The organism is Enterobacter sp. MGH 24, assembly GCF_000493015.1.
Taxonomy (GTDB): domain Bacteria; phylum Pseudomonadota; class Gammaproteobacteria; order Enterobacterales; family Enterobacteriaceae; genus Enterobacter.
Window position 1 is genome coordinate 1187331 of sequence record NZ_KI535657.1, and the last position, 18593, is coordinate 1205923.

19 protein-coding genes are annotated in these 18593 nt (G+C 56.4%); 4 read left to right on the forward strand and 15 right to left on the reverse strand.

The window, feature by feature from the left end:
* Window positions 1–37: 37 nt before the first annotated feature.
* Complete coding sequence (gene ubiD / locus L370_RS16155) at window positions 38–1528, reverse strand: 4-hydroxy-3-polyprenylbenzoate decarboxylase (protein WP_162269347.1); 1491 nt, start codon at window positions 1526–1528, stop codon at window positions 38–40.
* A gap of 173 nt (window positions 1529–1701) precedes the next feature.
* On the opposite strand from ubiD, the gene rfaH reads away from it, so the two are divergent.
* A complete protein-coding gene (rfaH, locus tag L370_RS16150) occupies window positions 1702–2193 on the forward strand; it encodes a transcription/translation regulatory transformer protein RfaH (protein ID WP_023333788.1) in 492 nt (163 codons plus the stop codon).
* On the opposite strand, the gene tatD is transcribed toward rfaH, so the two are convergent.
* From tatD to udp, 9 genes are all read right to left on the reverse strand, one after another.
* On the reverse strand, window positions 2190–2972 hold the full coding sequence (gene tatD / locus L370_RS16145; protein WP_023333789.1) for a 3'-5' ssDNA/RNA exonuclease TatD: 783 nt from the start codon (window positions 2970–2972) through the stop codon (window positions 2190–2192). The two genes, rfaH and tatD, sit on opposite strands and share 4 nt — an antisense overlap.
* Before the next feature lie 41 nt (window positions 2973–3013).
* A complete protein-coding gene (gene tatC, locus L370_RS16140; RefSeq protein WP_023309607.1) occupies window positions 3014–3784 on the reverse strand; it encodes a Sec-independent protein translocase subunit TatC in 771 nt (256 codons plus the stop codon).
* A 2-nt stretch (window positions 3785–3786) separates the two neighbouring features.
* Complete coding sequence (gene tatB / locus L370_RS16135) at window positions 3787–4329, reverse strand: Sec-independent protein translocase protein TatB (RefSeq protein ID WP_023333790.1); 543 nt, start codon at window positions 4327–4329, stop codon at window positions 3787–3789.
* A gap of 3 nt (window positions 4330–4332) precedes the next feature.
* Window positions 4333–4587, reverse strand: a complete 255-nt coding sequence (gene tatA / locus L370_RS16130; protein WP_023309609.1) for a Sec-independent protein translocase subunit TatA — start codon at window positions 4585–4587, stop codon at window positions 4333–4335.
* 76 nt (window positions 4588–4663) lie between these two features.
* A complete protein-coding gene (gene ubiB, locus L370_RS16125; RefSeq protein WP_023333791.1) occupies window positions 4664–6304 on the reverse strand; it encodes a ubiquinone biosynthesis regulatory protein kinase UbiB in 1641 nt (546 codons plus the stop codon).
* Window positions 6301–6906 (reverse strand): ubiquinone biosynthesis protein UbiJ, encoded by a 606-nt coding sequence (gene ubiJ, locus L370_RS16120; RefSeq protein ID WP_023333792.1) that lies wholly within the window; start codon window positions 6904–6906, stop codon window positions 6301–6303. The genes ubiB and ubiJ overlap by 4 nt, the downstream gene beginning before the upstream one ends.
* Window positions 6907–6919: 13 nt before the next feature.
* The gene (gene ubiE, locus L370_RS16115) at window positions 6920–7675 is read right to left on the reverse strand and encodes a bifunctional demethylmenaquinone methyltransferase/2-methoxy-6-polyprenyl-1,4-benzoquinol methylase UbiE (RefSeq protein ID WP_023309612.1); all 756 of its coding nucleotides are present in this window, start codon (window positions 7673–7675) and stop codon (window positions 6920–6922) included.
* A gap of 66 nt (window positions 7676–7741) precedes the next feature.
* Entirely contained in the window at window positions 7742–9199 is a 1458-nt protein-coding gene (gene rmuC, locus L370_RS16110) for a DNA recombination protein RmuC (protein ID WP_023333793.1), read from the reverse strand.
* A 139-nt stretch (window positions 9200–9338) separates the two neighbouring features.
* Window positions 9339–10100 (reverse strand): uridine phosphorylase, encoded by a 762-nt coding sequence (udp, locus tag L370_RS16105; RefSeq protein ID WP_023333794.1) that lies wholly within the window; start codon window positions 10098–10100, stop codon window positions 9339–9341.
* Window positions 10101–10355: 255 nt separating this feature from the next.
* Between udp and L370_RS16100 the strand changes: the two genes are divergently transcribed.
* On the forward strand, window positions 10356–11162 hold the full coding sequence (locus tag L370_RS16100) for a dienelactone hydrolase family protein (RefSeq protein ID WP_023333795.1): 807 nt from the start codon (window positions 10356–10358) through the stop codon (window positions 11160–11162).
* 46 nt (window positions 11163–11208) lie between these two features.
* Here the strand turns inward: L370_RS16100 and metE are convergent, their stop codons facing one another.
* Complete coding sequence (gene metE, locus L370_RS16095) at window positions 11209–13470, reverse strand: 5-methyltetrahydropteroyltriglutamate--homocysteine S-methyltransferase (RefSeq protein ID WP_023333796.1); 2262 nt, start codon at window positions 13468–13470, stop codon at window positions 11209–11211.
* Between the two features lie 115 nt (window positions 13471–13585).
* Here metE and metR point away from each other — a divergent pair, with 115 nt between their 5' ends.
* Entirely contained in the window at window positions 13586–14539 is a 954-nt protein-coding gene (gene metR / locus L370_RS16090; protein WP_023333797.1) for an HTH-type transcriptional regulator MetR, read from the forward strand.
* Here metR and L370_RS16085 read toward each other — a convergent pair.
* The 3 genes from L370_RS16085 to pldB all read right to left on the reverse strand — a co-directional run bounded on the left by L370_RS16085 (window position 14427) and on the right by pldB (window position 17233).
* Window positions 14427–15326, reverse strand: a complete 900-nt coding sequence (locus tag L370_RS16085; protein ID WP_023333798.1) for a carboxylate/amino acid/amine transporter — start codon at window positions 15324–15326, stop codon at window positions 14427–14429. The genes metR and L370_RS16085 overlap by 113 nt on opposite strands.
* Window positions 15327–15408: 82 nt before the next feature.
* Window positions 15409–16209, reverse strand: coding sequence for a sugar/pyridoxal phosphate phosphatase YigL (yigL, locus tag L370_RS16080; protein ID WP_023333799.1), 801 nt, complete (start codon window positions 16207–16209; stop codon window positions 15409–15411).
* A gap of 31 nt (window positions 16210–16240) precedes the next feature.
* The gene (gene pldB / locus L370_RS16075; RefSeq protein WP_023333800.1) at window positions 16241–17233 is read right to left on the reverse strand and encodes a lysophospholipase L2; all 993 of its coding nucleotides are present in this window, start codon (window positions 17231–17233) and stop codon (window positions 16241–16243) included.
* 110 nt (window positions 17234–17343) lie between these two features.
* Here pldB and rhtB point away from each other — a divergent pair, with 110 nt between their 5' ends.
* Entirely contained in the window at window positions 17344–17964 is a 621-nt protein-coding gene (rhtB, locus tag L370_RS16070; protein WP_008501533.1) for a homoserine/homoserine lactone efflux protein, read from the forward strand.
* On the opposite strand, the gene rhtC is transcribed toward rhtB, so the two are convergent.
* The gene (rhtC, locus tag L370_RS16065) at window positions 17961–18581 is read right to left on the reverse strand and encodes a threonine export protein RhtC (protein WP_023333801.1); all 621 of its coding nucleotides are present in this window, start codon (window positions 18579–18581) and stop codon (window positions 17961–17963) included. The two genes, rhtB and rhtC, sit on opposite strands and share 4 nt — an antisense overlap.
* Between the last annotated feature and the right edge of the window lie 12 nt (window positions 18582–18593).

Sequence of the window (18593 nt, forward strand, 5' to 3'; positions counted from 1 at the left end):
CTCTCTGTCGGGAAGTCTATAGGGCTTAACGGTCAGCTCAGGGTTTACCGTTATTCATTATGGCCAGCTCGTCCCAGATCGCGTCAATTCGCGCGGTCACTGCAGGATCTTTTTTGATCGGGCGACCCCATTCACGGTCGGTTTCGCCAGGCCATTTATTTGTGGCATCCAGTCCCATCTTTGAGCCAAGACCGGAAACCGGCGAGGCAAAATCCAGGTAATCTATCGGCGTGTTTTCGACTAACACCGTATCGCGCGCCGGGTCCATTCGCGTGGTAATGGCCCAGATTACGTCATTCCAGTCGCGGGCGTTAACGTCATCATCGCAGACAATAACAAATTTGGTATACATAAACTGGCGCAGGAAAGACCAGACGCCCATCATCACGCGTTTAGCATGGCCAGGATACTGCTTCTTCATCGTGACCACCGCCATGCGATACGAGCATCCTTCAGGCGGCAGATAAAAATCAACAATTTCCGGGAACTGCTTTTGCAGGATCGGCACAAACACTTCGTTCAGCGCCACGCCCAGCACCGCCGGTTCGTCCGGTGGACGTCCGGTATAGGTGGAGTGATAAATCGCATCTTCACGCTGCGTAATGTGCGTCACGGTAAACACCGGGAAGTTGTCCACTTCGTTGTAATAGCCGGTGTGGTCGCCGTAAGGGCCTTCTGGCGCCATTTCACCCTGCTCAAGGTAACCTTCCAGCACAATTTCTGCACTGGCCGGAACTTCAAGATCGTTAGAGATACACTTCACGACTTCAGTTTTCGTTCCGCGCAGCAGGCCAGCAAACGCATATTCAGAAAGGGTATCCGGCACGGGGGTGACGGCTCCCAGAATGGTGGCCGGATCGGCGCCTAAGGCGACAGACACCGGGAAACGTTCCCCCGGATGCGCAGCGCACCACTCCTGGAAATCCAGCGCGCCGCCGCGATGCGACAGCCAGCGCATGATGAGTTTATTCTTGCCAATCAACTGCTGGCGGTAAATACCAAGGTTTTGCCGCTCTTTGTGCGGGCCGCGCGTAACGGTCAGCCCCCAGGTGATCAGCGGAGCGGCATCTTCAGGCCAGCACTGCATGATAGGGATTTTGGTCAGATCAACCGCATCGCCTTCCAGCACTTTCTGCTGGCATGGCGCGCCGCGCAGGCGTTTGGTGGGCATGTTCAGCACCTGCTTAAACTGCGGCAGTTTGTCGAACAGATCGCGGAAGCCCTTCGGTGGCTCCGGCTCTTTCAGAAACGCCAGCAGTTTACCGACCTCACGCAGCGCCGTGACGTCTTCCTGCCCCATTCCCAGTGCAACACGACGCGGTGTACCAAACAGGTTGCACAGCACCGGCATGGAGTAACCTTTCGGATTTTCAAACAGTAATGCGGGGCCACCGGCACGCAGGGTGCGGTCAGCAATTTCTGTCATTTCCAGATAAGGATCGACAGGAAGTGTAATACGTTTGAGTTCACCCTGCTTTTCCAGCAGCGTCAGGAAGTCGCGGAGATCGTGGTATTTCATGCAGTTAATCATGGCCTCTCTGTAAGCGCTTCATTATACGGCGTAAGCCTGCTTGATGCTGTAATTTTGTTAAATAAGCGTGAACTTATGCGTTCTGTTCCATTTTCCCCCATTATAATCAACTTAGCGATCCCGCCAGGGTTTTGATATGCTTGCGCCCCGAACTAAGGGAAAGAGTGATTATGCAGGCCTGGTATTTACTGTATTGCAAACGCGGGCAACTTCAGCGCGCGCAGGAACATCTTGAACGTCAGTCTGTAAATTGCCTGACACCCGTGATCACGCTTGAAAAAATGCAGCGCGGGAAGCGCACAACCGTCAGCGAGCCGTTGTTCCCGAACTACCTGTTCGTGGAGTTCGACCCGGAAGTCATCCACACCACCACCATCAGCGCAACGCGTGGCGTCAGCCACTTCGTTCGTTTTGGCGCCCACCCGGCAACGGTCCCGTCGACGGTCATTCACCAGCTGTCGGTTTATCAGCAGCCTGAAGGGATCACCGACCCCGAAACCCCTTACACGGGCGATAGCGTCGTGATTACCGAAGGCGCTTTCGAAGGCCTGCAGGCGATTTTTGCCGAGCCGGACGGGGAAGCGCGCTCTATGCTGTTGCTCAATCTGCTGAACAAGCAGGTACTGCAGAGCGTTAAAAACACCGACTTCCGCAAACTTTAAACGTTTATTCCGAACAGATTACGCACGTTGTCATCCGTCTGCGCCGAAAGCCAGTGCGGATCGTCTCCGCGCCACTTCGCGACGCTCTCAACAATGTGCCCCAGATACGCGGGCTCATTTCGCCGCGATGCCGGTTTGGGTTTCATATCGCGCGGTAGCAGATAAGGCGCATCGGTTTCAAGGAGCAGTCGGTCGGCCGGGATTACCGGCAGTAGTTCACGAAGTTCAAGCCCCCGGCGCTCATCGCACACCCAGCCGGTAATACCCAGATAAAGCCCTCGCTGCAGGCAATCCAGCGCTTCCTGCCGTGAACCGGTGAAGCAGTGCAGTACTGCGCCGGGCAGTTTCTCCAGCCACGGATCCAGAAGTGCCAGGAAACGCTCATGCGCATCGCGGCAGTGCATAAATACAGGCATTCCAAGCTCTGCTGCCAGCGCAAGCTGGGCAGTGAACGCCTTTTCCTGCTCTTCAGGCGTGGAAAAGTTACGGTTGAAATCGAGACCGCATTCGCCGATCGCCACAACGTCTGGCGTCTTCGCCAGCCTGTACAGGGTGTCGCAACTTTCCGCGGTCCACTGGCTGCTGTCGTGAGGGTGCACGCCAGCAGTAGACCAACAGCGATCGTAGCGTTGCGCCAGCTGCTGCGCCTGCTCGCTCTCATGCAGGTTGGTGCCAGTCAGCAGCAGTCCTTTGACCCCGGCGGCAAACGCGCGCGCAACCACCTCATCACGATCTTTCGCAAACTGCGAGCTGGTCAGGTTGAGTCCGATATCAAACATGCAAATCCCCATATAACAACCGCCCTGACGGGCGGCTGGTTTTACTCTTCAGTGGTCTTGTCGGACGTATCGTCTTCGTCATCCGCTCGACGTCCTTTACCCACGTAGAAACGCGAGAAGAAAACGCCGACCTCAAACAGACAGTACATCGGTATGGCCAGCAGCGTCTGCGAGAATACATCCGGCGGTGTCAGCAACATGCCGACCACGAAGGCGCCTACCAGGATATATGGACGCTTCTTACGCAGGTCATCCGGGGTCGTCACCCCTACCCAGCAAAGCAGCACAATAGCCACCGGCACTTCGAATGCCACGCCAAACGCCATAAACAGCGCCATCACAAAGCTGAGGTAGCTGGCGATATCCGTCGACACCTGGACCCCTTCCGGTGCGGTATGCGTCAGGAAGCCGAAGGCCAGCGGGAAGACAACGAAATAGGCAAACGCCATGCCGATATAGAACAGCAGCGAGCTGGACACCAGCAGCGGGATCACCAGCTTGCGTTCATGCTTATACAGCGCTGGTGCGACAAACGCCCATACCTGGTAAAGAATGACCGGAGCAGAGGCAATCAACGACACCCAGAAGGTCAGCTTGATGGGGGTAAAGAACGGAGAAGCAACGTCTGTTGCAATCATCGTTGCGCCCAGCGGCATCTGCTTTATCAGCGGCGCAGAGACCACCTGATAGATATCGTTGGCAAAATAGACCAGGCACAGGAATATGAGTAAAACCGCAATAATGCAGTTTAACAGGCGCTTACGCAGCTCAATAAGGTGCGTAATCAGCGGTTGAGTATCATCTACTGCCATGTTTACGCTTTATCACTCGACGAGGGGGATGATTCGGAAACGGACGCAGCGGGCTTCACTTCCGCCGTTTGTGCTACCGGCTCTCCCGGCTGCGCCTGTTTTTTCACTTCGGTTTCCTGCGGCGTCTGTTCTGGCGCGGCAGCCTGATGTTCAGCGCTGGCAGGCGTTACGCCCTCGCGCTGCTCCTCGCTGCCCTTCACCACCGGGTTATGGATAGTGTTCGCTTCATCGCTCGCTTTTTCAGGATCGTTAACGCTATAGGAGCGCTTCATCGATTCCGCCGCTTCGCGCAGCTCATCCATTGACGCTTTCAGTTCCGGCGTCAGGTTATCCATGCTCGCCTTCTCGACCTTTTTCAGGCTTTCCTGAAATTCCTGCAGCTTAAGCTCCTGCGCCAGTTCATTCTGAACGGTCGATGCGAGCGATCTCAGCGCACGAACCCAGCCCGCAACGGTTTTCACTGCCACCGGCAGACGCTGCGGCCCCAGCACAATCAGGCCAATAACAAAGACCAGCAGAAGCTCACTAAAACCAATGTCGAACACGACTTACACCTGCTCTTTATCGTGGCGTTTAGCGTCTTCCTTTTTGGCTTCTTCTTGCTTGTCGGCGATGGATTTAGCAGTAAAATCAGCATCCTGGCTGGTTTTATCCTGCTTGCTCTCATCATCGCTCATCGCTTTCTTGAAGCCTTTGATAGACGCGCCCAGATCGGAACCAATAGAACCGAGCTTTTTGGTGCCAAACAGCAGCACGACGATGACGGCAATAATGACTAATTGCCAGATACTGATACCACCCATACATGTTCCTCAGGGATAGATGATTAATGAGTCAGGTCGCATTATACGTATGCGACCCGTCGATAGCGACGTACGCTCAGCGCGTTTTTCGCCAGCCTGCTAACCAGACTACCACTCCGCCAGCCATCAGCCAGGCGGGCATCATCTGCCAGTCCGGACGGTTGATCAGCAGCAGCGTACCGCTCAGCAGCAGCGTTGCGCCAATCCCAAAGAGGTAGCGTGACTGTCCCTGGCGAACACGGCTGGACTGAAGCTCGCGGGCGATTTTATCCATGCTGTGCTGAAGGTTCTTGCTCTGACGCAAACTGTCATAAACCAGTTCAGGAATTTCAGGCATTTTTTCTATCCAGAACGGGCCTTTCTCTTTCAGCGAGCGCACCAGCGCAGGAATGCCAACCTGATCCTTAATCCAGGATTCAAGGAAAGGTTTCGCGGTCTTCCACAAGTCTAACTGAGGATAGAGTTGTCGGCCTACACCCTCAACGTAAAGTAATGTTTTCTGAAGTAAAACTAGCTGTGGCTGAACTTCCATATTAAAGCGGCGAGCCGTGTTGAACAGGTTTAACAGCACGTGCCCGAAGGAGATTTCCGCCAGCGGTTTTTCAAAAATCGGTTCACAAACGGTCCGGATCGCAAACTCGAACTCTTCGACGTTGGTGTCAGGCGGTACCCAGCCGGAATCGACGTGCAGCTCGGCCACCTTACGATAGTCGCGGTTGAAGAACGCGATGAAGTTCTCTGCCAGATACCGTTTATCTTCTTTGTTCAGCGACCCCACAATCCCGCAGTCGATACCGATATACTTCGGATCCTCAGGATGCTCGTAGCTCACGAAGATATTGCCCGGGTGCATGTCCGCATGGAAAAAGCTGTCGCGGAAAACCTGGGTAAAGAAGACCTGTACGCCACGTTCGGCCAGCAGCTTCATGTTCGTTCCCTGTTTCTCCAGGGCGACCACATCCGAAACCGGAATACCGTAGATACGCTCCATCACCATCATGTTCTGGCTACAGTAGTCAGAATAGACTTCAGGTACATAGAGCATCGGGCTGTTTTCAAAGTTGCGACGCAGCTGGATGGCGTTTGCCGATTCGCGCAGCAGGTTAAGCTCATCAATCAGCGTTTTTTCATATTCCCGCACCACTTCCATTGGACGAAGGCGACGACCGTCCGGCAGCAAGCGTGGCACCCAGCGCGCCAGACGATAAATCAGCTTCATGTCCGCTTTGATGATCGGCAGGATGTCCGGACGAATGACCTTAATAACGACTTCTTTGCCGTTTTCTTTCAGACGCGCGGTGTGCACCTGCGCGATAGAGGCCGACGCCAGTGGCTTAATGTCGAAATCGTCGAACCAGGTCTCGACGGGTACATTCCCCATCGCCTCTTCAATTTGCTTTTTCGCACGCGCGCCGTCAAACGGTGCGACGCGATCCTGCAGCATCGCGAGCTCATCGGCAATGAGAGGCGGGAAGAGATCGCGGCGGGTGGACAGCATCTGTCCGAATTTAATCCAAACCGGACCGAGCTCCTGCAGCGCCAGGCGCAGACGCTCACCCAGCGGTTGACCTTTATGGCGATTGGGCATCCAGAACAGCATCCGCCGCCAGATACGAAGCGGCAGCGTGATACGCATTTTGGGGATAAGCTCGTCGAGCCCGTAGCTCAAAAAGGTGCGAATAATAAAATAGAGGCGCCGAATTTCACCAGGCGTCATTTGCCCTCCAGTTTTTCCAGCCGTTTGGTTAACGCATCAACCGCACGTTCAACAGCAGCGGTCTCTTCCGCAAACCATGCAACTTCCAGTGGCCCGGGCGCCATTCGCCACTCCTCAGTCAGCACTTCCGCCGCATAGCGTTGCTGGCGCTGGAGGCTTTTTCGCGCAAACGAGGTGCCACCATGAAGGGCTTTCCCGATGCCTTCGGCGGCAATGTCGCCGATGAAAGGCGCGAGCAGCTCTGCCGGATCGAACTCCGCCAGGTCGGTGAGCGCAACGAAGTTCTGCACAACCTGGATGTCGCCTTCCACTTCCAGCTCACCGCTGCGGATAAGCGCCGTTAATTGCTGGCGATCGCGCAGTTTTGGCAGCACGCTCATGTGCGTAATGACCGAGCAGTCGGCTTCACCTTCCCACGCCCCCAGAACGTCAAGCTGGCGTTCGCCGAATATCAGCACAAGCGGCGTCGAGAACTCTTTTAAAACAACGCGTAATACCTTCCCGTTTAGCCGCTGACGTGCAGCTTTCAGCGCCGGAGCACGATACAGAAAAGCGTTCAGTACATTCTCGATGCCTGCGGAGACTAAGGGTTTAAAGGGCACGGGACACCTCCACTCAGAATTTGTAACCGCGATGCAGCGCGACGACGCCCGCCGTCAGGTTGAAATATTCAACATTTTCAAATTCCGCGTCCTGCATCATGGCTTTTAATGTGTCCTGATCCGGGTGCATACGGATAGATTCCGCCAGATAGCGGTAGCTTTCAGCGTCGTTAGCCACCAGCTCACCAATACGCGGCAGCACGTGGAAGGAATAGGCATCATAGGCTTTGCTCAGCGGCTCGATAATCGGTTTGGAGAATTCAAGCACCAGCAGACGTCCGCCCGGCTTCAGCACGCGGTACATGGAGCGCAGCGCTTTTTCTTTATCGGTCACGTTACGCAGACCGAAAGAGATCGTGATGCAGTCAAAGGTATTATCCGGGAATGGCAGCGCTTCGGCGTTTGCCTGCACATATTCCACATTCCCCACCACGCCGATGTTACGCAGCTTTTCGCGTCCCATTTTCAGCATGGAGTCATTAATATCGGCAAGAACAACGCGGCCGGTTTCGCCCACCAGACGGGAGAATTTCGCGGTTAAATCGCCCGTACCGCCGGCTAAATCCAGCACCGTTTGTCCACGGCGTACGCCGCTGCAGTCAATGGTGAAGCGCTTCCACAAGCGATGAATGCCGAACGACATCAGGTCATTCATCACATCGTACTTCGCCGCCACGGAATGAAATACGTGGGCCACCATGTCAGCTTTCTGCGCTTTGGCGACAGTCTGAAAGCCAAAGTGCGTTGTGTCTTGTGAATCGTCAGCCATCTTAGAGCCTGCTTATCAGTAAAATGTTCGTGAAGTGTAACAGATTGGGCGCGTTTGCCCTACGTTTCAACCACCGCGAAAGAAACGCGCTGGAGTCTCGTCTGGTGATAAATCCACCGCTAACGTATTGTCTTCACTGTTTGTCTTTTGTTCGTCCGCACCTTCTCGCAGGCGAAACTCGTCGTCCTGGGCGGTGGCCTGTTCAACCAATTCCGGATTAATCTCGCGTTTAACCTCTACCCCCAGGCTGCGGAATGATTCGGCCTGTGCCAGCAAATTGCCGCGTCCGGAGGCGAGTTTTTTCATCGCCTGGCGGTAGTTATCCTGCGCACGATCCAGGCTCTGCCCGACTGAGGACATGTCGTCCACGAAGAGGCGCATTTTGTCGTACAGCTTGCTGGCGCGATCGGCAATCTGCTGCGCGTTGCGGCTCTGGTGCTCATAGCGCCACAGGTTCGCAATGGTGCGTAACGCCACCAGCAGCGTGGTGGGGCTGACCAGCATAATGTTATTTTTGAGCGCTTCGGTGATCAGCTCAGGCTGTCTGTCGAGTGCCAGCAGAAACGCGGGTTCTACCGGGATAAACATCAGGACATAGTCCAGCGAGCGGAGACCCGGCAGCTGCTGATAGTCTTTTCTGCCGAGCAGGCGAATGTGATTACGCACGGAGGCAATGTGCTCCTGCAGCGCCGATTCGCGCGTGTAGTCATCTTCGGCGTTGAAGTAGCGCTCATAGGCCACCAGCGTCATTTTGGCGTCAATCACCACATCTTTACCCTGCGGCAACCGTACAATCACATCCGGCTGCATACGCGAGCGGGCGTCGTTTTCGATACTCACCTGCGTTTCGTATTCATACCCTTCGCGCAGGCCAGAGGCTTCAAGCACGCGGGTCAGCACCACTTCCCCCCAGTTGCCCTGGGTTTTGTTATCCCCTTTCAGCGCGCGGGTCAGGTTGACCGCCTCCTGCGCCATCTGGGCATTCAGCTGCTGGAGATTGCGAATCTCATGCGCCAGCGTGTGTCGTTCGCGGGCTTCCTGACCAAAGCTGTCCTGCACCTGACGACGAAAACCGTCCAGCTGTTCGCGCAGGGGCGTCAGCAGGCTGTTCAGGCTCTGGCGGTTCTGTTCGTCAACGCGGCGGTTGCTGTGCTCAAAAATTCGGTTGGCGAGGTTCTCAAACTGTTCGCTGAGGCGCTGCTCACTGTTGATCATCTGGCGGATTTTGTCTTCCGCATGCAGTTGGGTGGATTCAAGACGGGTGGTCACTTCGCGGAGATCGGCCTCCAGTGACGTATTGATATCTCGCAGGTTACGCAGCTCGTTGTTGAGCAGTTCGCACTCGTCGCGCCAGTGTTCGCTCAGAGCAAGCTGCTGTTTTGTCGCGCTTAAATCGGCGACCATCTCTTCTCGCTCGGCCAGCTGGTCGGCCTTCTGCTGTGCATGCTGATAGCTGGAAATGAGCCAGCCTATCGCCACGCCCGCCAGCGCAATCACCGCGTAAATCAGGATCGAGATATCCACAATGCCCCCTGCATCAACGTATTACCCGCACAAAATAGAATTGTGCTGTATAAACGTCCAGTTTGAAAGGGTTTTCCTGCGAGGCGCTACGCAAAAAATAAAGGCCGAACGTGTCGGCCTTTGATTTCAGAAGAGAGAATTAGATCAGGCGATGCGCGGCTTCAACCACGATTTTCACTGCATGACTTTCGGTCTGCTTCATAGTTTCGGCGTTCGGGATCTCCTGCTGGGTACGGTTGACGATAACGCCCGCCACCATACCGGCACGCAGACCCTGGCTTGCGCACATGGTCAGCAGCGTTGCAGATTCCATTTCATAGTTCATCACGCCCATGGACTGCCACTCTTCCATTGAGCCTTTGAAACGGCTTACCACGCGGCCTGAGAAGGTGTCGTAACGCTCCTGGCCCGGATAGAAGGTGTCGGAAGAGGCGGTTACGCCCACGTGGGTAGTTGCGCCTACGGACTTCGCGGCTTCAACCAGCGCGGTGGTGCATTCGAAATCAGCCACTGCCGGGAATTCCATCGGCGCAAAGTGCAGGCTTGCACCGTCCAGACGGACGGACGCGGTCGTGACCAGCACGTCGCCGACGTTGATGTGCGGCTGGATAGCGCCGGTGGTACCGATACGCAGGAAAGTACGAATGCCCAGCTGGGCCAGCTCTTCAACAGCAATAGAGGTAGACGGACCACCGATACCGGTAGAGCACACGATCACCGCTTTGCCATCCAGCTCTGCGCGCCAGGTGGTGAACTCACGATGGGCAGCCAGCTTGACCGGCTTATCCATCAGCGCGGCGATCTTTTCCACACGCTCAGGGTCGCCAGGGACGATTGCGAGCGTAGCCCCTTGTAAATCGTTTTTGGTGAGGCCGAGATGAAAAACATCAGACTTAGACATAGGTGACTCCTCTGTGGGTCGGTTAGTCAGAAGAAGTAAAACGGTACTTTACAGAAGCAGCATGCATATTTTCGTGACGCAACTCACCATGAATGAAAATGATTGCATTAAATTTCCATAAAAAAGTGATTTACATCACATTAACAAGTTATATCGCCAGGTGCTGCACAAAAGATAGACCGTTTAAGGCACTGTGAGTTGTTAACCTGGTGTCTATATTTACCTTTGCGCTAACTCATTGGTACGGAGAATGCCATGACTGAAAAAACCGGTTTTGCACCTGCTGCGGCCCCACATGCTTCCACCATCGTGTCGACGCCAGAAGCGGCAATTACCGCGGGTGAGACCTCCATTCCCTCGCAGGGGGAGAATATGCCTGCTTATCACGCACGGCCAAAATCGGCAGACGGCCCGCTGCCCATCGTGATTGTGATTCAGGAGATCTTTGGTGTTCACGAACACATTCGCGACCTCTGCCGCCGGCTGGCGCTGGAAGGGTATCTGGCCGTTGCGCCAGAGCTCTACTTCCGTCAGGGCGATCCGAACGACTACAGCGATATTCCAACATTGCTCAGCAACCTGGTCAGCAAAGTCCCGGACGCGCAGGTGCTGGCCGATCTCGATCACGTCGCCAGCTGGGCGGCGCGCAACGGGGGCGATCCACATCGTCTGCTGGTCACCGGTTTCTGCTGGGGCGGACGCATAAGCTGGCTGTATGCCGCGCATAACCCGCAGCTCAAAGCCGCTGTCGCCTGGTACGGCAAACTGGTAGGTGAAAAAACGCTGAATTCACCGAAACATCCGGTCGATATTGCCACCGAGTTAAATGCCCCCGTATTAGGGCTTTACGGCGGTCAGGACACCGGTATTTCGCTTGATTCGGTAGAGACCATGCGCCATGCGCTCCGTGCGGCAAATGCGAAGGCGGAGATTGTGGTGTACCCGGATGCCGGGCATGCATTTAACGCCGATTATCGTCCGAGCTATCACGCAGAATCAGCCAAAGATGGCTGGCAGCGGATGCTGGCGTGGTTTAGCCAGTACGGCGGGAAAAAAGCATAAAGCAAAAAGCCCGGTGGCGGCTACGCCTTACCGGGCCTAAGTGTCATTAAGCCTGACGTAAATTCTGCGCCGCCTTCACCATGTTGGCGAGCGCCGCACGCGTCTCTGGCCAGCCGCGGGTTTTCAGTCCGCAGTCCGGGTTCACCCACAGGCGCTCTGCCGGAATGCGCTGGGCCGCTTTTTTCAGCAGGGCTTCAATCCACTCCACGCTCGGCACGTTCGGGGAGTGAATGTCGTACACGCCCGGCCCGATTTCATTCGGGTAGTCGAACTCTTCAAACGACTCCAGCAGCTCCATATCCGAACGCGAGGTCTCGATGGTGATCACGTCGGCGTCCAGCGCGGCAATCGAATCCATAATGTCGTTAAATTCGCAGTAACACATGTGGGTGTGGATCTGGGTGTCGTCCTTCGCCACCGCGGCGTTAATGCGGAACGCCTCCACGCCCCACTGCAGGTAGGCGTCCCAGTCGCTGCGGCGCAGCGGCAGGCCTTCACGCAGCGCCGGCTCGTCAATCTGGATAATGCCAATACCTGCCGCTTCCAGATCGGCCACTTCATCACGCAGCGCCAGGGCTATCTGTTTGGCGATGGTTTCACGGGTCACGTCTTCACGCGGGAACGACCAGCAGAGAATGGTCACAGGGCCGGTCAGCATGCCTTTTACCGGCTTGTCGGTCAGGGACTGGGCATACTTCGCCCACTCCACGGTGATCGCTTCCGGGCGGCTAACGTCACCAATGACCACCGGCGGCTTGACGCAGCGGGAGCCATAGCTCTGCACCCAGCCGTTCTGGGTAAAGACAAAGCCGTCCAGGTGCTCACCAAAGTATTCCACCATGTCGTTACGCTCGGCCTCGCCGTGCACCAGCACGTCCAGCCCCAGGCGTTCCTGCTCGATAATCGCCTGCTTGATGTGTTCCGCAATGCCGGTGCGGTAGTGATTCGCATCCAGATTGCCCTTTTTGAAGTCCAGACGCAGGCCGCGGATCTCCGTAGTTTGCGGGAAAGAGCCGATAGTCGTGGTTGGCCAGGCGGGCAGATTGAAACGGGCGCGTTGCGCTCCAGCGCGCACCTCATACGGGCTCTGGCGCTGGCTGTCCTGGGCGGTGATGGCCGCCAGACGTTTTTCCACTGCCGGATTGTGCACGCGTGCCGAGTGACGACGTGCCTGGATCGGCGCGCTCCATTCGGTAATCGCCGCCGTGTCGCCGGTGTTCAGCGCGTCTCGCAGCAGCGTTAGCTCTTCACATTTTTGCAGGGCGAAGGCAAACCAGCTTTTCACTTCAGGGTCGAGGCGGGTCTCCACGCTCAGATCGATTGGGCTGTGCAGCAGGGAGCAAGAGGATGCCACCCATAGCTCACGTTTGCCGACAATATCTTTGATTTGTGCATATTTCTCGGTGAGATCGGCGCGCCAGACGTTACGACCGTTAACCAGCCCGGCGGAAAGCAGCCAGTCCGCCGGCAGGCGCTTGTGCAGCTCCGCCACATCATCTTTACCGTGTACGAGGTCAACGTGCAGGCCCTGCACCGGCAGCGCGGCAATAGTCTTCAGGTTCGGCGTCACGCCTTCAAAATAGGTCGTCAGCAGGAGTTTTACCTGCCCGGCGAGCGCGTCATACGCCGGTTTGAAGGCATTGAGCCAAACCTGGGGCAGCTCAAGCACCAGCGCAGGCTCGTCGATTTGTACCCACTGAATGCCGCGTTTGCCCAGCTCAATCAGCAGCTGTTTGTAGACCGGCAGGATATCCTTCAGCAGGCTGAGTCGGTCAAACGGCTCGCCTTTCACTTTGCCCAGCCACAGGTAGGTTACCGGCCCGAGCAGCACCGGCTTCACCTGGTGGCCCAGCGCCAGCGCTTCATCCACTTCATCCAGAAGCTGCTTCCAGGTCAGGCTGAACTGCTGGCCTTTCACAAACTCCGGCACCATATAGTGATAGTTGGTGTTAAACCACTTGGTCATTTCCGCCGCTGCCGCGGGCTCCCCCGTTGGCGCGCGGCCACGGCCGATGCGGAACAGGGTATCGATATCTACCGATCCATCTTTGTTCTGATGACGAGCCGGGACGTTGCCAAGCAGCAGGCTGGTCGTCAGAACATGGTCGTACCAGGCGAAATCGCCCACCGGCAGCAGGTCAATGCCCGCCTGTTTTTGCTGATCCCAGTGACGGGCGCGCAGCTCGCGCCCCACCGCCAGCAGCTCTTCACGGGTGGCTTTCCCCGCCCAGTAGCTTTCTTGCGCTTTTTTCAGCTCGCGACGCAGGCCGACGCGAGGGAAACCGAGAGTGTGATTGCGGATTGTCATGGTGTGCCCCTTGTGAAATTCGTTATTTAGACGTCCAGATGTTTACACATCTATAATTGGCAGGTACTGTATATTCCTCAAGCGCAATATGTTCATGGCGAAGTGAAGGACTTTCATGATCGAGATAAAACACCTGAAAACGCTACAAGCGTTGCGGAACTGCGGCTCGCTCGCGGCGGCTGCGGCCACGCTGCACCAGACCCAGTCCGCCCTTTCTCACCAGTTCAGCGATCTAGAACAACGCCTCGGCTTCCGTCTTTTTGTGCGCAAGAGCCAGCCCCTGCGCTTTACGCCGCAAGGTGAAATTCTTCTTCAGCTGGCGAATCAGGTACTGCCGCAAATCGCCAGCGCGCTGCAGGCGTGTAACGAACCGCAGCAGACCAAACTGCGTATCGCCATTGAGTGCCACAGCTGTATTCAGTGGCTGACCCCCGCGCTTGAGAACTTCCGTCAGAAGTGGCCGCAGGTGGAGATGGACTTCAAATCCGGCGTGACCTTTGACCCGCAGCCGTCGCTGCAGCAGGGCGAGCTGGACCTGGTGATGACCTCTGACATCCTGCCGCGCAGCGGCCTGCACTATTCGCCGATGTTTGATTATGAAGTGCGCCTGGTGCTGGCGCCGGACCACCCGCTGGCGACCAAAACGCGCATTACGCCGGAAGACCTGGCGACAGAAACGCTGCTGATTTATCCGGTCCAGCGCAGTCGTCTGGATATCTGGCGTCACTTCCTGCAGCCGGCAGGCATTAGTCCGCAGCTGAAAAGCGTGGATAACACGCTGCTGCTGATTCAGATGGTGGCGGCCAGAATGGGCATCGCGGCGCTGCCGCATTGGGTGGTGGAGAGTTTTGAACGCCAGGGTCTGGTGCAGACCAAAACCCTGGGTGAAGGACTGTGGAGCCGACTGTACGCCGCCGTGCGCGATGGCGAGCAGCGTCAGCCGATCACGGAGGCGTTTATTCGCTCAGCGCGGAACCACGCGTGCGACCATCTTCCGTTTGTGCGGAGCGCGGAGCGACCCATCGGCGATGGACCCACAGCGAAGCCAGGATCACCGCTCCCCCAATAATGAAGCTCGGCCAGTGCGGCTGTTGCTGCCAGATGGCGAGGTTGACCAGCAGCCCTGCCGGGACATGCACGTTGTTCATGATCCCCAGCGTACCGGCGTCTACCTGAGTAGCGCCGTAGTTCCACATGAAGTACCCCAGCCCTGACGCCACTACGCCCAGCCAGACCAGAACGCCCCACTGCACGGAGGTTGTCGGCAGTTTTTGCGGGTTACCGAGCATAAACCACGCTGCCACAGCGACAATCGCGGCGCCCATATAAAACCAGGCGAACGCGTTGTGCTGCGGCATCGGACGGGTTTCCATCAGGCGTTTGTAGCCCACCATGCCGATGGCAAAACTGATGTTAGCGAGCTGGACGAACATCAGCCCGGTCCAGAAGTGATCGCTGACTTTGTCATAGCGAATAATCGCCGCGCCGATCACCGCCAGTGCCGCGCTTAGCAGGTAACCCCAGCGCAGGCGGCGCCTGCTGAGCAGGTCGTAAATCAGCGTGATATAGAGCGGCGTCAGTACGGTAAAAAGCAGGAACTCGGAGACAGACAGGTAGACGTAGGCCCGGAAGCTAAACAGATACATGATGCCGAGCTGCATCGCCCCCACCAGCATATAGAGCACAATCGTTTTCAGCGATTGCCCGCGCGTGCGCAGAAACGGCAGGAACACCAGCGCCGCCAGCCCCACGCGCATCAGCACCGAGAAGTAGCTGTCGACCGAACCGGCAAGGTATTCGCCAATCAGGCTAAAGGAGAAGGCCCACAGGATAGTGGTGATAATGAGTAGCGCCACAATGCTTGTCTCTCAAAAAGAAGGAGAGGCATTGTAGCGAACTCTTTAGTTGACATCTGAGCAATAAACAACCGAATGAAGATTATTCAAGGAACAGTTTGCGCAGATACTTCGGCACCGCGTTGTCTGCATTGGTACCGATCACTTCCAGCTCCGGGTGCAGGTCTTTAAGACGCTGGTGCGCGTTCTCCATGATGCAGCCCTTGCCCGCCATCGACAGCATCTCGGCGTCGTTCATGCCGTCGCCAAAGGCGATACAGTCTTTCAGCTCGAAGCCCAGACGTTTCGCGACGGCCTCCAGCGCATGACCTTTGGAGACACCCCCCGCCATCACTTCCAGGCAGGTCAGGGTTGAGAAGCTCACGTTGACGCGATCGCCCCAGCGGGCGTTGATCGCCTGTTCCAGCGGCAGCAATTCCTCATGGTTTACACAGGTGAAGAATACCTTGCTGATCCCTTCCGGCTCCAGCAGACCCGGCTCGTACAGTGAGTACTGGAATACGGCTTCCTTGAAGAAACGCATCTCTTCCGGGCGGTGGCGGTTCATAAACCAGTCGTCGTTGCGATAAACGTTGGTGACGATTTCCGGGTTGTTGTGCACCACGCCGAACAGATCGGCGGCAATATCGCGATCCAGGTTGTGGGTAAAGATCAGGTTACCGTCAGTATCATGCACGCGCGCACCGTTGGAGGTGATCATGTACGATTTGATCTCAAGATTATCGCGGATTTGCCCTACGTCCACGTGGTGGCGGCCGGTAGCGAACACAAAGTTCACGCCACGGGCGGTCAGGAGTTTTAAGGTCTCTTTCGCGTAAGGCGACAGGGTGTGGTCGGGGGAAAGCAGCGTGCCATCTAAATCAGATGCAACAACCTGGTACATAGGGATTTCAACCTCTGGTGGAAAACAAGAATCAATTATGCCTGTTGAAAAATTCAACAATGGCGTTAAGCGCGACTGAGCGCATAGCGTCCTTTTCAAAAAGGATCTCATGGTACGCGCCGTTAATGACCAGCGGTTTTCCCCCTTCACAAGGGTGACCGGCGGCAGCGCGCAGTTCGCAATAGCGGTCATGCATGCGGTTATCCACCACACGCTCTTCTTCAGCCTGAATCAGGAGCGTTGGTGTGTCGTCATTGCCTACGCCCGCCAGCACCTGCTCACCGGCCAGAATGCCCTCCCGCACCCAGTGCCAGGTCGGGCCGCCCACGCGCAAGCGCGGTTCATCGGCATAAAAGCGCAGGTTGCGACGATAGCGCTGTCGGCTGTGGGTCAGAACGTTGATGGCGAATGGCAATGCGCGCCAGCGCCCTGTACCAATGGCGTAGCCTTCTCGAATGCGCTGATGGCCCTCAGCCCAGTCGAGAAGATGGCGCACCATCCAGTCAGGAAAACGGATGACGATCCCGTACATCGGCGCGGTGAGCGCAATGGCATCGCACTGGTGATCGTACCGTTGCAAAAACAGCGTCGAAATGGCGCCGCCCATCGAATGCGCAAGGATATACCGCTTGCGCCAGGGGCCAGGCTGCACTTCCTGCTGCCAGAACGCGGCAAAATCGTCGACGTAATCGCTAAAGCTATCGACATGCCCACGGTGCGTATCCGGCAGCATACGACCGGACAGCCCCTGTCCACGGTGGTCGATAATCAGCACGTCGAACCCCATATGGACCAGATCGTAGGCCAGTTCGGCATATTTAACGTAGCTTTCAATACGTCCGGGGCAAACGACGATCGCCCGGTCATTTTTTTCATTGCGGAAACGAACGAAGCGCACCGGGATGCCCCCGACGCCCGTAAACTCATCTTCCTCACGCTGCCGCCAGAAATCGGTCAGCGGCCCCATAGAGAAAGCAGCAAAAGCGTTTTCTCGTGTTTCCCAGTCCTTTTTCTGCTGAAACATTGGGTTTCCACTCACGTAATCCAGGGAATATCGTTTTTTTCGTCAACGGTCACAAAATGACTCAATAATAGCGTATTGTGGCATAAAAATAGACGGTTCGGGAGTTTCAAATGACCTTCGAGTGGTGGTTCGCCTACCTGCTGACATCCATTATCCTCAGCCTTTCTCCAGGTTCGGGTGCTATTAACACCATGACCACCTCTATCAATCACGGCTACCGCGGTGCGGCGGCGTCGATTGCCGGTTTGCAGACCGGGCTGGGCATTCATATTGTACTGGTCGGGATCGGTCTGGGGACCCTGTTCTCCCGCTCCGTGCTGGCCTTTGAGGTGCTGAAATGGGCCGGTGCGGCGTATCTGATTTGGCTCGGTATCCAGCAGTGGCGCGCGGCAGGCTCCATCAACCTGAATACGCTGGCTCAGACGCAAAATCGCGGCCATCTGTTTAAGCGCGCGGTGTTCGTCAATCTGACCAACCCGAAGAGCATCGTTTTCCTCGCCGCGCTGTTCCCGCAGTTTATCGTTCCGCACCAGCCGCAGGTGATGCAGTACGTGGTGCTGGGCGCGACCACCATTATCGTCGATATCATTGTGATGATTGGTTACGCGACGCTGGCGCAGCGAATTGCGGCGTGGATTAAAGGGCCTAAGCAGATGAAGGCCCTGAATAAAGTCTTTGGCTCGCTGTTTATGCTGGTTGGCGCGCTGCTTGCGTCAGCGCGTCATGCTTAGCGAGAAATGATGAGATGAATACCGAAGCCGGCGAACAGCGCGCCGGCGAAGCCGTCAATCCACTTCGCGATACGCTGGTAGCCGCGGCGCATTGCCGGTAAAGCGAACAGGCTGGCCACGATGGTAAACCAGGCAAAGGTTTCAATGACAATCAGCAGGAAGATGCCCCAGCGCGCGCCCGCACCGACGTTATCCCCGACAAACAGCGAGAACACCGAGCCGAAATAGATAATGGCTTTCGGGTTTGCCAGATTGGTCAGCAGCCCTTTTACAAAGCTGCGGCCGCCCGTTGCCAGCTCCACCTTTGGCTCTTCCGGCTTTTTCTCTTCTTTCTTCAGCGCCCCACGCAGCATCTGGTAGCCCATCCAGCACAGGTACAGGCCGCCGCCGACCATAATGATGTTATGCAGCCAGGCCATCTTCGCCAGGATAAGGTTCAAACCGAGCAGCGCAACGGCCGCCCAGACCATAACGCCCATGGTGATACCAAGCACGCCCATCATCGCCTCTTTGCGGGAGCGGCTGACGGCCGTTTGTGATACGAAGAAAAAGTCCGGGCCGGGGCTCATCAGCGCAACGATGTGCACTAACGCCACGGTGAGAAATAGCATCAACATAATTAACTCGCG

Bases quoted from the DNA above. Each gene is read 5' to 3' on its own strand.
- udp (WP_023333794.1), bottom strand. From the start codon at position 10,100: ATGTCTAAGTCTGATGTTTTTCATCTCGGCCTCACCAAAAACGATTTA.
- tatC (WP_023309607.1), bottom strand. From the start codon at position 3,784: ATGGCAGTAGATGATACTCAACCGCTGATTACGCACCTTATTGAGCTG.
- ubiE (WP_023309612.1), bottom strand. From the start codon at position 7,675: ATGGCTGACGATTCACAAGACACAACGCACTTTGGCTTTCAGACTGTC.
- yigL (WP_023333799.1), bottom strand. From the start codon at position 16,209: ATGTACCAGGTTGTTGCATCTGATTTAGATGGCACGCTGCTTTCCCCC.
- metE (WP_023333796.1), bottom strand. From the start codon at position 13,470: ATGACAATCCGCAATCACACTCTCGGTTTCCCTCGCGTCGGCCTGCGT.
- tatD (WP_023333789.1), bottom strand. From the start codon at position 2,972: ATGTTTGATATCGGACTCAACCTGACCAGCTCGCAGTTTGCGAAAGAT.
- tatA (WP_023309609.1), bottom strand. From the start codon at position 4,587: ATGGGTGGTATCAGTATCTGGCAATTAGTCATTATTGCCGTCATCGTC.
- metR (WP_023333797.1), top strand. From the start codon at position 13,586: ATGATCGAGATAAAACACCTGAAAACGCTACAAGCGTTGCGGAACTGC.
- pldB (WP_023333800.1), bottom strand. From the start codon at position 17,233: ATGTTTCAGCAGAAAAAGGACTGGGAAACACGAGAAAACGCTTTTGCT.
- rhtC (WP_023333801.1), bottom strand. From the start codon at position 18,581: ATGTTGATGCTATTTCTCACCGTGGCGTTAGTGCACATCGTTGCGCTG.
- L370_RS16100 (WP_023333795.1), top strand. From the start codon at position 10,356: ATGACTGAAAAAACCGGTTTTGCACCTGCTGCGGCCCCACATGCTTCC.
- rfaH (WP_023333788.1), top strand. From the start codon at position 1,702: ATGCAGGCCTGGTATTTACTGTATTGCAAACGCGGGCAACTTCAGCGC.
- ubiB (WP_023333791.1), bottom strand. From the start codon at position 6,304: ATGACGCCTGGTGAAATTCGGCGCCTCTATTTTATTATTCGCACCTTT.
- rhtB (WP_008501533.1), top strand. From the start codon at position 17,344: ATGACCTTCGAGTGGTGGTTCGCCTACCTGCTGACATCCATTATCCTC.